Annotated in this window: 11 protein-coding genes; 6 read left to right on the forward strand and 5 right to left on the reverse strand. The window is 57.3% G+C overall.

Annotation, left to right across the window (positions count from 1 at the left end; all coding sequences use genetic code 11):
* Nucleotides 1-127: 127 nt before the first annotated feature.
* Both tnpA and ACP15R_RS25520 read left to right on the forward strand, forming a co-directional pair.
* The gene (gene tnpA, locus ACP15R_RS25515) at nt 128-529 is read left to right on the forward strand and encodes an IS200/IS605 family transposase (RefSeq protein ID WP_424985241.1); all 402 of its coding nucleotides are present in this window, start codon (nt 128-130) and stop codon (nt 527-529) included.
* A gap of 45 nt (nt 530-574) precedes the next feature.
* Nucleotides 575-1534, forward strand: coding sequence for an IS5 family transposase (locus ACP15R_RS25520; RefSeq protein WP_424988703.1), 960 nt, complete (start codon nt 575-577; stop codon nt 1532-1534).
* A 122-nt stretch (nt 1535-1656) separates the two neighbouring features.
* On the opposite strand, the gene ACP15R_RS25525 is transcribed toward ACP15R_RS25520, so the two are convergent.
* A complete protein-coding gene (locus tag ACP15R_RS25525) occupies nt 1657-2568 on the reverse strand; it encodes a LysR family transcriptional regulator (RefSeq protein WP_424988704.1) in 912 nt (303 codons plus the stop codon).
* Between the two features lie 211 nt (nt 2569-2779).
* Between ACP15R_RS25525 and ACP15R_RS25530 the strand changes: the two genes are divergently transcribed.
* The 3 genes from ACP15R_RS25530 to ACP15R_RS25540 all read left to right on the forward strand — a co-directional run bounded on the left by ACP15R_RS25530 (nt 2780) and on the right by ACP15R_RS25540 (nt 8821).
* Entirely contained in the window at nt 2780-4447 is a 1668-nt protein-coding gene (locus ACP15R_RS25530; RefSeq protein WP_424988705.1) for a GMC family oxidoreductase, read from the forward strand.
* 40 nt (nt 4448-4487) lie between these two features.
* Entirely contained in the window at nt 4488-6995 is a 2508-nt protein-coding gene (locus tag ACP15R_RS25535; RefSeq protein WP_424988706.1) for a CoA transferase, read from the forward strand.
* Nucleotides 6996-7168: 173 nt separating this feature from the next.
* Nucleotides 7169-8821 (forward strand): BCCT family transporter, encoded by a 1653-nt coding sequence (locus ACP15R_RS25540; protein WP_424988707.1) that lies wholly within the window; start codon nt 7169-7171, stop codon nt 8819-8821.
* A 48-nt stretch (nt 8822-8869) separates the two neighbouring features.
* Here the strand turns inward: ACP15R_RS25540 and ACP15R_RS25545 are convergent, their stop codons facing one another.
* Nucleotides 8870-9763 (reverse strand): LysR family transcriptional regulator, encoded by an 894-nt coding sequence (locus ACP15R_RS25545; RefSeq protein ID WP_424988708.1) that lies wholly within the window; start codon nt 9761-9763, stop codon nt 8870-8872.
* Nucleotides 9764-9863: 100 nt separating this feature from the next.
* On the opposite strand from ACP15R_RS25545, the gene ACP15R_RS25550 reads away from it, so the two are divergent.
* On the forward strand, nt 9864-11366 hold the full coding sequence (locus ACP15R_RS25550) for a CoA-acylating methylmalonate-semialdehyde dehydrogenase (protein ID WP_424988709.1): 1503 nt from the start codon (nt 9864-9866) through the stop codon (nt 11364-11366).
* Between the two features lie 16 nt (nt 11367-11382).
* Here the strand turns inward: ACP15R_RS25550 and ACP15R_RS25555 are convergent, their stop codons facing one another.
* The 3 genes from ACP15R_RS25555 to ACP15R_RS25565 are packed head-to-tail and all read right to left on the reverse strand — an operon-like array spanning nt 11383 to nt 13084.
* On the reverse strand, nt 11383-11907 hold the full coding sequence (locus ACP15R_RS25555; RefSeq protein ID WP_424988710.1) for a recombinase family protein: 525 nt from the start codon (nt 11905-11907) through the stop codon (nt 11383-11385).
* 59 nt (nt 11908-11966) lie between these two features.
* Entirely contained in the window at nt 11967-12725 is a 759-nt protein-coding gene (gene istB, locus ACP15R_RS25560; protein WP_424988711.1) for an IS21-like element helper ATPase IstB, read from the reverse strand.
* 11 nt (nt 12726-12736) lie between these two features.
* Complete coding sequence (locus ACP15R_RS25565) at nt 12737-13084, reverse strand: hypothetical protein (protein WP_424988712.1); 348 nt, start codon at nt 13082-13084, stop codon at nt 12737-12739.
* Between the last annotated feature and the right edge of the window lie 18 nt (nt 13085-13102).

Here is a 13102-nt window from a genome sequence, read left to right on the forward strand (position 1 = left end):
ACTTTCCATCTAACGGATCGAAGCCACCGGCTTCCAGCCGGTCCGCTTCAGCGAATCTTCTGCTGATCTCTCCTCCTGAAATTTGAAGCCCGCTGAGGCGGTAAGGCTTCAAATTTCAGGAGGAGAGATCATGCGCTACTCGGCATCCGCGCACACGCGATTTTACCACAGATTCCATGTCGTATGGGCCACAAAGTATAGGTACAAAGTTCTACGGGGACGGATGCGCGCGCGTATCCGGGAGATCATCATGCAGACCTGCAATGAGATGGGGGTACATATTGTGCGCGGCGTTTTGGCGCGAGATCACGTGCATATGTTTCTGTCGATCCCGCCCAAGCTATCGCTGTCTGGTGTCATGCAGCGCATCAAAGGCCGATCATCGCGCCGCATCCAGATAGAGTTCCCAGAGTTGCGCAAGCGCTACTGGGGCAGGCGGTTCTGGGCCCGTGGCTACTTCTCCACCACGTCTGGGAATGTCACCGACGATATCATCCTGCAGTATCTGGAATTACATTCCTCCAAATGATGCCACCGGCGTCAGCCGGTGGGTCGTTCACTGCGGGATGCTGGGATGCCTTTCAAATTCAATGCGTCGCGGCGGGGTAGGTTTGCGAAGGCAAAGTACCGTGTGACGAACTGGGCCGAATACAACGAGGCGCTCCGCCTGCGTGGTGACGTATCGGTCTGGTTTGACGAGGACGCGGATTCTGGATGGTGCGCCATGCGCTCAGGCAAACGCGGCGGTCAGCAGCGATACTCCGATTTGGCGATTGAGATGTGTCTTACCTTGCGCGTGGTGTTCGGCCTGCCGCTTCGGCAAACTCAGGGCTTTGTGCGCAGTTTGCTCCAGCTCATGGAACTGGATCTCCCCGTGCCGGATTACTCGACGCTCTGCCGGCGTGCGCAAACGCTTCTGATCGTGTCTGACATCCGCACGGCCGGTGGCCCGATCACGCTGATTGTGGACAGCACAGGGTTGCGTGTCCACAGCGGCCGCGACCGGATGCGGGAGAAGCATGGGCTGCCAAAGGCTCGCAGAACATGGCGCAAACTGCATATCGGCTTCGACCCGGAGAGCGGCGAGTTCGTCGCGTCACGCCTGACAACCGAACATGCGGGAGATCCCGGCGCATTGCCTGCTCTTCTTGCCGAGGTGGCTGGTCCCGTTCACCGTTTCATCGCAGACGGAGCTTATGACGGTACACCAACCGCCGCAACGATCCGACAGGCTTTCGGTGAGGATGTCGAGCTGATCATTCCGCCTCCCAAGAACGCCGTTCCCGGAGAGTGCGCCGCACGCAACGCCCATGTCGAAATGATCGCCAAGGGCGGTCGTATGGCCTGGCAGAAGGCCACTGGCTATGGCCAAAGATCACGCGGCGAGGCCCAGATCGGACGTTACAAACAAGTCATCGGATCAGAGCTGCGCAGTCGCAAAATGGAGCCCCAGACAACCGAAACCAGGATAGCCGTCAAAACCCTTAACCGCATGACCCGTTTCGGTCGTGCGACCTATGAGCGTGTCGCATAACAAAACGGGGAATGGGGCAAATGCGGCCCGAACCGTCTTCATGCAACATCGTCAGCTCTACCGTGTTTAGCTCTACCGTGCAGCGAGCATACCAGCCGTCCGTGCAGATCGCGGTCAGCCAGTCACCACGACCTCTGCAACAGGTTGAATGTTTCTGAGACGGTTGGACTATCTTTGCGACGCTTCAAGGCAACGAAACAAAGACAAGCAGGCACCGAAACTGAATTGCAGACTGCAAGACCAAAGGATTGTTTCTGGTGGAGCGCGATGGAATCGCGGCATAGGCTTAAGCCGATGCCGGATCGCACCATCTCTAGCATCGAGGCTTCTTGGTCGACACGCGCTACCACCCCCAAACGATCGGCGGGATCAGTATAGATTTTGGACAATAGGCGATAGTGAACGGACCTTTCGGGGGTGCCAATCCAGGGCAGTTTTGCCAACTCTGGCCAGTCAGCCTTCTCAATCTTCGTTTGCCACCCAACAGGACCGATCACGCGGTAGGTGAAATCGGCAAGTTTGAGTGCATGTATTGGATCTTCGCTGTCCAATCCCATCGTGGCAAGGTCGTCCGGCCCACACAAATAGAACCCCACATCAATCTGGCCCCGTTTCAGCCATGTCATAATATCGCCGCTAACACCGTGGGTCAGTTCTGTTTCTATGTCCGGATGTTCTGTTCGCAACCGCGCCAGAATTCGACCAAGCCGAATAAACTCAGGATCAACGATCGTTCCGATCCTGAGCTTGCCACTGATCCGACCAGACCGTTGGCGGGCGCTGCGCTGAAAGTCAGTCATCGCATCCAGAACCCGTTCGGCCTTTGCCAGGACTGCTGCGCCATCGTGGCTGATCTGAAGTCCCGTGGGTGTTCTGTTGAACAGCGTGATTCCAGTCTCTTCACCAAGCCGCTTAAGTTGATGGCTGATGGCGGGCTGCGTCAGATTCAGCACTTCGGCCGCGCGCGAAACGCTGCCTTCGCGTGCTACGGTCACGAACGCTAAAATGCTGTTAATGTTAGAAAATCGATCCATATAGGAATTAATAATATCGCATTTTGCGATTTGTCATTAGGTTTTTTCGCGCTCATCGCCCAGAGAACATCAAAATCGGCGTTCTGGGAGGGAACGCAGACCGAACTGAGAGCTTTATGCAGCCGCCCGAAATGGCCTGTGTTAGCGCGTTGCTCGGCCCCCTTCTCAATACGCACTTCGCAATGAAACGACTGATAAGTGGAAGGCCAAGATGTCTGAAGGTTTGAACGGGTTCGATTATGTCGTGATTGGCGGCGGTTCTGCTGGATGCTTGATGGCCAACCGTCTTAGCGCTGATCCGGCCAACAGGGTGCTTCTTTTGGAAGCTGGAAAGCCGGACACCTATCCTTGGATCCATATCCCTGTTGGCTATCTCTACTGTATTGGTAACCCACGGGCCGACTGGATGTACAAAACCGAGGCGGACAAAGGCCTGAACGGACGCAGTCTTCTTTATCCGCGAGGCAAGACGTTGGGTGGATGCTCTTCCATCAACGGCATGATCTACATGCGTGGCCAGGCGCGCGATTATGACAACTGGGCCGAGTTGACCGGTGAGGAGGCGTGGAACTGGGAAAATTCGCTTGTCGATTTCAAAGCCCATGAAAACCACTACAAGCTGGATGATGGTGCCGATCCGGTCACGGGTGCCAACAGCAGGTTCTCGGACATGCACGGGCATGGCGGCGAATGGCGCATCGAGAAACAGCGTTTGAGGTGGGATGTCTTGGACAGCTTTGCCGACGCGGCAGTCGAAACGGGCATCCAGAAGACCGACGACTTCAACAGCGGCGATAATGCCGGGGTGGGCTATTTCGATGTGAACCAACGGTCCGGATGGCGCTGGAACACGTCGAAGGCGTTCCTGCGTCCGGCGAAGGATCGTGCAAACCTGACGATCTGGACAGAGGCCCAGGTCGAAAAGCTCAGCTTCGAGAAAGACGCCGATGGCGCGCTGCGCTGTGTCGGCGCAAAGGTTTACCACAAAGGCAACCCCGTCACTGTCACCGCCACTAAAGAAGTGATTCTGTCTGCGGGTGCCGTGAACTCTCCTCAAATCCTGCAACTATCGGGGATTGGTCCAGGAGCATTGCTGCAGGAGCACGGCATCGACGTGGTCATGGAGCAGCCCTTCGTTGGGGAAAACCTGCAGGACCACCTGCAAATCCGCGCGGTGTTCAAGGTCAAAGGGACAAAAACGATGAACACGCTCGCCAATTCGATGGTGGGCAAAGCCAAGATTGGACTGGAGTATCTGTTCAAGCGCTCTGGCCCGATGAGCATGTCGCCAAGCCAGTTGGGTGCCTTTACCCGCTCAGACTCGAGCCGCAGTCATGCCAACCTCGAATACCACGTGCAACCGCTCAGCCTTGAGGCGTTTGGCGATGATCTGCACGACTTTCCGGCCATGACGGTCAGCGTTTGCAACCTGAACCCGACCAGCCGTGGGTATGTGCGGATTGCCTCTGATGACTTCCGTGATGCACCCAAAATCACAGCGAACTACCTGGACACAGACGACGACCGGAAGGTCGCTGCCGACAGCCTTCGCCAAGTCCGCGAAATCATGTCACAACCGGCGATGCAGCCTTATGACCCCGAAGAGTACAAACCCGGTGTTCAATATCAAAGTGACGACGATCTGGCGCGGCTTGCAGGCGATATCGCCAGCACGATTTTTCATCCTGTCGGGACCGTCAAAATGGGCCGCGACGATGATGAAACCGCTGTGCTTGATCCACATCTGCGCCTCAAAGGGGTCGCCGGTCTGCGCGTGGTAGATGCCTCTGTGATGCCGGAGATTACCAGCGGCAACACCAATTCACCCACGATCATGATCGCCGAAAAAGCCGCTGGCTGGATATTGGCCGGCCAGTAACAGCCCCTATCAACAATCAAGAAGTCTCTGTGGAGGACCCATGCGTAATTCGTTTTCCAAGTTGCCGCTCACCGGTGTGAAGGTCGTTGATTTTGGACAGTATATTGCTGGTCCTGCGGTGGCGATGTTGCTTGGTGACCTTGGGGCCACTGTTGTGCATATCGACCCGCCGCAAGGCCCGATGTGGGACAGTCCGGCCAACGCCACGTTGAACCGCAACAAGCTCATCGTGAATCTTGACCTGAAGTCCGACGAAGGGCTGGAACAGGCCCGTGCGCTCTGTGCCGAGGCCGACATCATCGTCGAGAACTTTCGCCCCGGGAAGATTGCCAAGCTGGGATTTGACTTCGCTGCAATGCGCGAGGAACGCCCCGAATTGATCACGATATCCGTGCCCGGTTTTGCGTCTGACGACGCGGAGCGCTGTGAGCTGCGCGCTTATGAGAGCATCGTTGCGGCCAGTTCGGGCGTGTTCACAGACATGGGGTTGAACCGTGTCCTGATGGGATTGAACCCGTCGTTCTCGCCCTTGCCTCTGGCCTCGGCCTACGCCTCACAGATCGCGGCATCCGCGACGGTTCTGGCGCTGCAATCGCGTCAGGTGACCGGCCTTGGCGACCAGATCGAAGTGCCTTTGGCCGCCGCGGTCATGGAGGGTCTGTGCTACAACTCGATTCACGTTGATGGCATGCCGGAGCGGTATCTGACCCAACGCGAGGTAGAAATCGAACGCCGCCGTGTCGAAGGCCTGCCGATGAATGTCAGCTACGAGGACCTTCAGGAATTGATGGACCCTTTCTTTCGCAGCTACAAGTGCAAGGACGGACGCGGATTTTATGTCGTCTGTCCCAGCCACAAGCATCACGCGCGACGCTGTCTTGAGGTTCTCGGCATTTATGATGAATTGGTCGAAGAAGGTTTGACGTCAGAGGAAGACACCTACAAACCTTGGTCCGAATGGGAAAGCAAGACGTCGCTTGGAGTCTATCCGATGCCCAAGGACTGGGCTGACAGGATCGCGGCGCGGATGAAAGAGGTCTTTATGACCCGCACCTCGCACGAATGGAAAAAGATGTTTGGTCGTGGGCTCATTCCCGGAGCACCCCAGCGATGGTTGCAGGAGTGGATCCACGACGAGTATGCCGAAACATCCGGCTTAATGATCGACGTGCACGATCCGGTCTATGGCGACATGACACAGCCCGGCCCTGTGGTCTGGATGGAAGAAAGCGGCGAAGAGGCGTTGCAGCCTGAACCCCGTCGTTGGGTCGAATTTGACGAGGCGCTCAAGACCCTAAAGAAAATCCAGACCGAGCTTCCTGAAATCTCCGAAAAGGTGGTGCAGGAAGGATGGCTTACGGGTGTGAGGGTCCTGGACCTGTGCAACGTGATCGCAGGCCCGCATTCGGCCAGCTATCTTGCGCGGTTCGGTGCCGAGGTGATCAAGCTCGAACCGGCAGAGCCGATGTACGACAGCTGGAACACCGTTATTTACGGCATGTCGCAGATGCGCGGCAAGCGCTCAATTCTGGCGGACATCAAGTCCCGTCACGGGCGCCAGGTCTTTGAGGATTTGGTAAAATCGGTCGACGTCATCGTCTGGAACGCGCCTGACAACCAGATCAGAAACGTTGGCCTAGATGCGGATAACCTGCGCAAACTCAACCCCGATGCACTGTTCTGCAAGCTGGATTGTTTCAGCGGTGTGCGTCGCGGCACACGCACCGACTATATCGGCTATGATGACCTAGTGCAGGCGACCACCGGCATCATGCTGCGCTTTGGCGGTGCGATGGATCGCCCGGAGGAACACGCCCACGTTGGCACGATCGACGTGATGTGCGGGTTTGGTGGTGCCTTGGGCGTCGCGGCAGCGCTGTATCAAAAATACCGTCATGGGCGTATTGGTCGTGGCCGCACATCGCTGTCGGCAAATAGTGGGTTGCTGCAGGTACCGTTCGCGTTTGACTACAAGGGCCGTGGATTGTTTGACGAACCGTCGGGTCCAGAGGTCAGCGGATATGACGCACTCACACGGTTCTACAGCACCGCGTCGCGCCCCATCTTGCTGAGCGCATATGAGGCCGACCTGCCGTTGTTCCGCAACGTGGAAGGGTTGGAAGACCTGCCCGATCTAGCAGAGGATGAACGTTCAGCCTACCTTGCGAGTGCTTTTCAGACCCAAACTGCGGCGGTATGGATCGAAAGGTTGCAAGCAGCAGACATCGGCGCGGTGATTTGCGAAAACCTCGACGCCTTGCGCGCCAGAAACCTGCGCGACGCCGATGGCGATCCGGGTACGGGCAATGGCAGCTATTCCTTCTCACGCTACGCCGACCATCCAAGCGGGCACGAGGTGATCCAGTTGGACCCTTATGCAGTGCGACCCACCCGTGGAAGGGTCTTTGCCGTGGCCCCGTCTGAAAAGTTTGGTTCATCGACACGCAAGATTCTTGCAGAGCTTGGCTATGCGGACACCGCCATCGAAGCCATGATCAAGTCCGGCCATCTCAGTGAATCTTGGAGTGACGAATATCTGCCGAGCTGACCGGATGCGCCACCGGCCTCACTGATGGCAGGTGGCACGTCACACGAGCCTTGGGGCCGCAAATCAAGCTAAGGCCCATTTAGCCGCGCCAATGACACAGGAAATCCACGCGACCTCATGTTGTGTGGGATGACCGTTTGTGTCTGGCGTTCACCAGCCATTCAGGAGGAAAAATGGCCAAGACACCACCATTGATGGAGCTATCCATCGCAACCGCCGACCGCGGGTTCTATGCTGGTTTCAGTAAGGACGTCGCGATCACTTCCAAGATACTCATCGCCGCTCTCATCGTTTGGGCCATCGCGGTTCCTGAAACAGCTGCAAGGATCCTTGGCGACCTGAACGGCTCGCTGCTCGTCACATTCTCAAGCTGGTACATCTACGTCGTCGCGCTGTTCCTGATTGTCTGTGTGGTTCTCGCATTGATCCCAACCACGGGCCGGCTGAAGCTTGGCCTTGAAGGCGACACACCGGAATTCTCCAACTTCTCTTGGTTTTCGATGATGTTCGGAGCCGGTATCGGCATTGGGATGCTGACGTTTGCGACTGCCGAACCCATGTTTCACTTTGCCACGAACCCAAATGTCATCATGGGAGAAACTGGAGCGTCGGCGGCCGACAACGTGAACAACGCTTACCTTTGGTCTTTCCTGCATTGGGGATTTTCGGCGTGGGCGTGCTATGCCATCGTCGGGCTGTCGCTGGCGTATTTTTCGTACCGTCGCAATTTGCCTCTGACGATCCGTTCCGCGCTGACGCCGCTGTTTGGCGAACGCCTCTCCGGCATCCTGGGTCACATCGTGGATATCGTAGCGGTTGTCGCGACTATTCTTGGTGTGGCACAAACCCTTGGCTTTGGTGTCGAGCAATTCGTATCCGGCCTGCATCGCATCGGCTTTGGCGATTGGCTGATCGTTGCCGAAACCGGAAAACCATCAAATGCTGGGGTCATTGCGGCGCTTCTGGTGATCATGGGCGCTTCAACGCTTTCGGCCCTGTCCGGCGTTGGCAAAGGCATCAAATGGCTCTCCAACGTCAACATGGGGCTTAGCTTTTTCTTGCTTGCCTTCTTTCTGCTTTTTGGGTCGACGTTTTTCGGGCTGAGCGCCCTTTTCGAAGGCCTGATCACCTACATCGTTCAACTTCCGAAAATGCTGTTCACAGTTTGGACCTCCGATGGCGTTGAGGGCAGCCAAGCCGCGCAATTGGCAAGCTGGCAAGGCGGTTGGTCCGTTTTCTACTGGGCGTGGTGGATCGCGTTTGCACCCTTCGTCGGCGTGTTCCTTGCGCGTATCTCCCGTGGTCGCACGTTGCGTGAGTACGTTCTTGGGGCAATCATCATCCCGTCCCTTATGTGTTTCTTCTGGTTTACGATGGTAGGGGGAACGGCCATCGACCTCACTCTGAATGGTGGTGCCGGCGATGCGATCTCTGGCGCGGGTCAACAGAACCAATTGTTCGCGATGCTCGACCTTATCCTCGGGTCCGGTCTGGCTTGGATGATGGCCATCATCGTTGTTGTTCTGCTACTAACATATCTCGTGACAACTGCTGACTCAGCGGTCCTGATCGTGAACACAATCAACGCAGCCGGAGCAGAAAAGCCATCTGGTCGCCCGCACATCATCTTTTGGGGTGTGGCGCTGTCCTTGGTCGTGGGCGGTCTGCTGATTGCAGGTGGTGTTGGGGCAATCCAGTCCGCCATGGTCATCGGAGCGTTGCCATTCTCCTTCGTCATGGTTCTGATGTGTGTTTCGCTGATCAAGGCTATTGTGAGAGACGGCATCCGTGCCAGAAACGGCGTGCAGGCAATTCACGCTGAATAATAATTTATACAAAGGGGGTCATGTGCCCCCTTTTTCTTTCGCCCGGCATCATGTGTCGGGCGCAAACCGTTTGCGGTCTTGCCGCACAGTATCGACAATGAAACGTGTCGTTACAGAGACATGCGGAATGGCATCCATTGCCTCATGCCAGACCACCCAGTAACTCCGATGGGCCTTCGTTTCGGGGAAAAGTGCTATCAACTCCGGGTCATTGCGGACGACAAAATCATGCAAGACACCGATCCCGGAACCGGATCGCACAGCCGCAACCTGGGCCTGCGCACTCGAAATTTCAATCTGAGAATCCCAGCCCGGCCAGAAACTCTTGTTGAATTCAAGCTCGGGCGTATAAATCAGATCGTCCACATAACCGACAAGTTCGTGCTCGCCGAGATCAGAGATGGATTGGGGCGCTCCATGTTCGGCAATGTAGGACTTTGACGCATAGAGCCCCAGTGAATAATCGGTCAGCTTGGTCGCCTTGAGCCGCCCCTTTTGTGGGCGTCCGATGACGATGGCGATATCCGCCTCGCGTTGCGACAGGGAAAAGGCGCGAGGTGCCGGGACAAGCTGCACCTTAAGATCTGGATACAGCGCCCGAAGTTTTGGCAGCTGTGCGGCAAGATAGGCCACACCAAAACCGTCTGGGGCGCCAATCCGGACAGTCCCGTTAATCTTGCCCACACCAGATGCTCCCGGCGTCGCACCCAGCTTGAGCATTGCCTCTTCGGCCGCGAGGGCATTGGGCATCAGTGAACGCCCGGATTGCGTCAGGTTGCAGCCCACCGTCCGTCGGTCAAACAGCTTTTCGCCCAAAGCCTCTTCAAACTGGGTGATGCGACGATTGACCCGCGCCTGGCTGGTACCAAGCCGTTGCGCCGCGCGAAGAATTTGCCCTTCACGCGCGACAGCCAAAAAGAAGCGCAGGTCGTCCCAGTTCATATCTTACGCCTATTATCGAATAACAGATCGTTATATTTGTGTATATTTTCGAGTGTAGCACGGCAGTAAGAGATGGGCCAAGCATTGAGAGGAGATACCCATGCCCGAACTGACCCACTACATTAACGGCGCACATGTGCAGGGCACATCAGGCCGCTCGCAGCCTGTCTTCAACCCCGCAATCGGCGCGTCCGAGCGGGACGTCCCGCTGGCGGCCACTGATGAAGTCAACGGTGCCGTTGCCGCTGCCAAAGCCGCGTGGCCCGCTTGGACCAAGACCCCTGTTCTGCGCCGCGCGCGTATCCTGGACAAGTTCAAGAACATTCTCTGGGATCGTGCCGATGAACTGGCCTCTATCCTGGCTTCCGAGCACGGCAAGACCCATGACGATGCCGTCGGTGAAGTGACGCGAGGTCTTGAGGTTGTGGAGTTCGCCGTTGGTGCACCGAATTTCATGAAGGGCGAGTTCTCTGAGAACGTTGGCTCGGTCGTTGACAGCCACAACATCCGTCAGGCGCTTGGCGTTGTTGCAGGTATTACACCGTTCAACTTCCCGGCCATGGTGCCGATGTGGATGTTCCCGGTCGCGCTGGTGACAGGCAATACTTTCGTTCTGAAACCATCCGAGCGCGTGCCTTCCGCGTCGCTTAAACTGGCCGAGTGGCTGACCGAAGCCGGGCTGCCCGATGGGGTGTTCAACGTCATCAACGGCGACAAGGAAGCTGTCGACGCCCTGCTACACAACTCGGATGTCAAAGCGGTCAGCTTTGTCGGCTCGACCCCGATTGCAAAGTACATTCACCAGACCGGCACAGCCAATGGCAAACGCGTTCAGGCGCTTGGCGGTGCCAAGAACCACGCGATCATCATGCCTGATGCGGACCTGGAAATGACCGCAAACGCGCTGATGGGCGCGGCCTATGGGTCTGCCGGTGAGCGCTGCATGGCGATTTCGGTGGCGGTTCCTGTGACCGATGCCGTCGCTGATGCGCTGATCGACATCATGGTGCCCAAAATCAACGCGCTGAAGATCGGCCCGACCACGGATAAAGCATCAGAAATGGGTCCGCTGGTCACCGAACAGCACCTTGCGAAGGTCCGCGGCTACATTGATACCGGCGAGGCCGAAGGCGCAAAGGTTGTCGTTGATGGCCGCGCGTTCAATCAGGATATGCAAGGCTATGAAGGTGGCTATTTCCTTGGCGGCACCTTGCTCGATAATGTCAGCCCGGACATGACTGTCTGGAAAGAAGAGATCTTTGGCCCGGTTCTTTCGGTTGTGCGCCGCAACTCTTACCAAGAGGCGCTCGATCTGGTGCACAGCCACAAATATGCGAACGGAACGGCGATCTTTACCCGTGACGGGGACACGGCGCGCAGCTTTAGTCAGGATGTCGAGGTGGGGATGATCGGAATCAACGTGCCAATCCCCGTGCCTATGGCCTACCACTCTTTTGGTGGTTGGAAATCCTCGATCTTCGGCGAGCATCACATGCACGGGATGGAGGGCGTGCGGTTCTACACCCGCATCAAGACCACGACAACGCGCTGGCCCTCCGGTCAACGCACCGATCCGGAATTCACCATGCCGACGCTTGGCTGATCCGCGGTTCACAAACCTAAATACCTGAACGCGAAGCGACCCGGCAGCCCCGTCGGGCCGCTTTCGTTTTTGGGGTCGAGTCCGGCTGGCGGCGGAATCGTATCATAAGCTCTTTTGGTCCCGATTTTGGCCATCGATATTCTTCTGTGAGCAAGATGTGCGCCCATCCGAGCGGTGAGATGTGTGACAGAAGCTCATGCGAACTATCGAGACCTGCATGTTTTCGGGCCGCCACGGCGCGTCCAAGTTGGTCAGTGTTCCAGTAGATGATTATTGAAGCGAGCACCCTGAAGCCAACCCCGCGCTCAGACAGCATACTGACGGTCTTGACCAAGTGATGCAGACTGCGGCCCACACGGTCGAGCTTCCACGCAACCAGAACATCGCCCTCACGCAATGCCTTGAGGCAGGCCCTATTTGCGGTGTGGTCAGTCAGAAAAACCAGTTCGCTCCCGGCGACATAACAAAAAGATGTACAGCAGATCAGCCCCCTTGCGCATTCCGGGCTATCCGGCCGGTCATTCCGACGGCATCCGGCCACCTAAACCGGAGTATCCGGCCACCTGTGGCGGGCCGTCTTGAGGCCTGAGTTTTTCGTTATCATTCTGGGCGTGTTTCGTCACCTGCTTTGGCACCGTTCTTCCTGAAGGACTGGCCTTCGAGTTCGAGCCGGTATGCGTTGTGAACGAGGCGATCCAGGATAGCGTCCGCGAAAGTCGGCTCGCCGATCACGTCGTGCCAGGCCGAGACGGGCAGTTGGCTGGTGATGAGGGTGGAGCCGGACTGATACCTGTCTTCGACGATCTCCATCAGGTCGCGGCGTTGGCTGGCGTTCAGTCGGTCTGGCCCCCAGTCGTCCAGGATCAGCAGTTGCGTTTTGGTCAGCGCCTTGAACAGGCGTGGGAAACGACCGTCGCCGTGGGCCAGTTCCAGTTCATCGAACAGACGCGGTGTGCGTTTGTAGAGCACGGTCATGCCATCCCTGCAGGCGGTTTGAGCAAGCGCGCAGGCGAGCCAAGTCTTGCCCACTCCGCAGGGGCCCGTGATCATCAGGTTGCGTTTGTCGCGTATCCATTTGCCGGTGAGGAGCTGTTGGAACAGGGGTTTGTCGAGGCCGCGCCTTGTTTTGTAATCCACGTCCTCGGGGGCAGCTCCGACATGGCGCAGACGCGCGGTTCGCATGCGGCTTTCAAAGCGTTTGGTCTCGCGGCTTGCGGCCTCGCGGTCGATGAGAAGGCCCAGCCATTCAGCATGGGTCAGGCCGGCGGTGCCATCCTGGCCTTGCAATTCTTCAAAGGCGTCCGCCATTCCGTCGAGTTTCATCTCGCGCAGTTGGGTATGTGTTGGATGATCCAGCATGTTGTCTCCTGTCAGTGGAAATATCCTGCGCCCCGGATGTTTTGATGTGTGATCGCGGGGCCGTCCGGAGCAGGGTCTCGGCGTTGGCGATCCAATCCATTCTTGAGAATGGAATTGAGGGATGAGTAGCTGTGGGCGTTAATCTCGAGCGCGCGTTCACAGGCAGCATCGAGACGGTCTTTGCTGTAACTGCGCGCCAGCTTCAGAACGCCGAGGCAGGCGCGGTAGGCCTGTTCGGGGTGGCGGCGGTTGCGCATCAGCACGTCCACGAAGGTCTCGACATTCGGCCCGATCCGGGCGGCCTGGACACGGATGACGCCCGGCGACATGTCGGATCGGAAACGGTGGTTGGCGGGCATGAGGGCAGGCCACGCTTG

The organism is Microbulbifer sp. S227A, assembly GCF_049800935.1.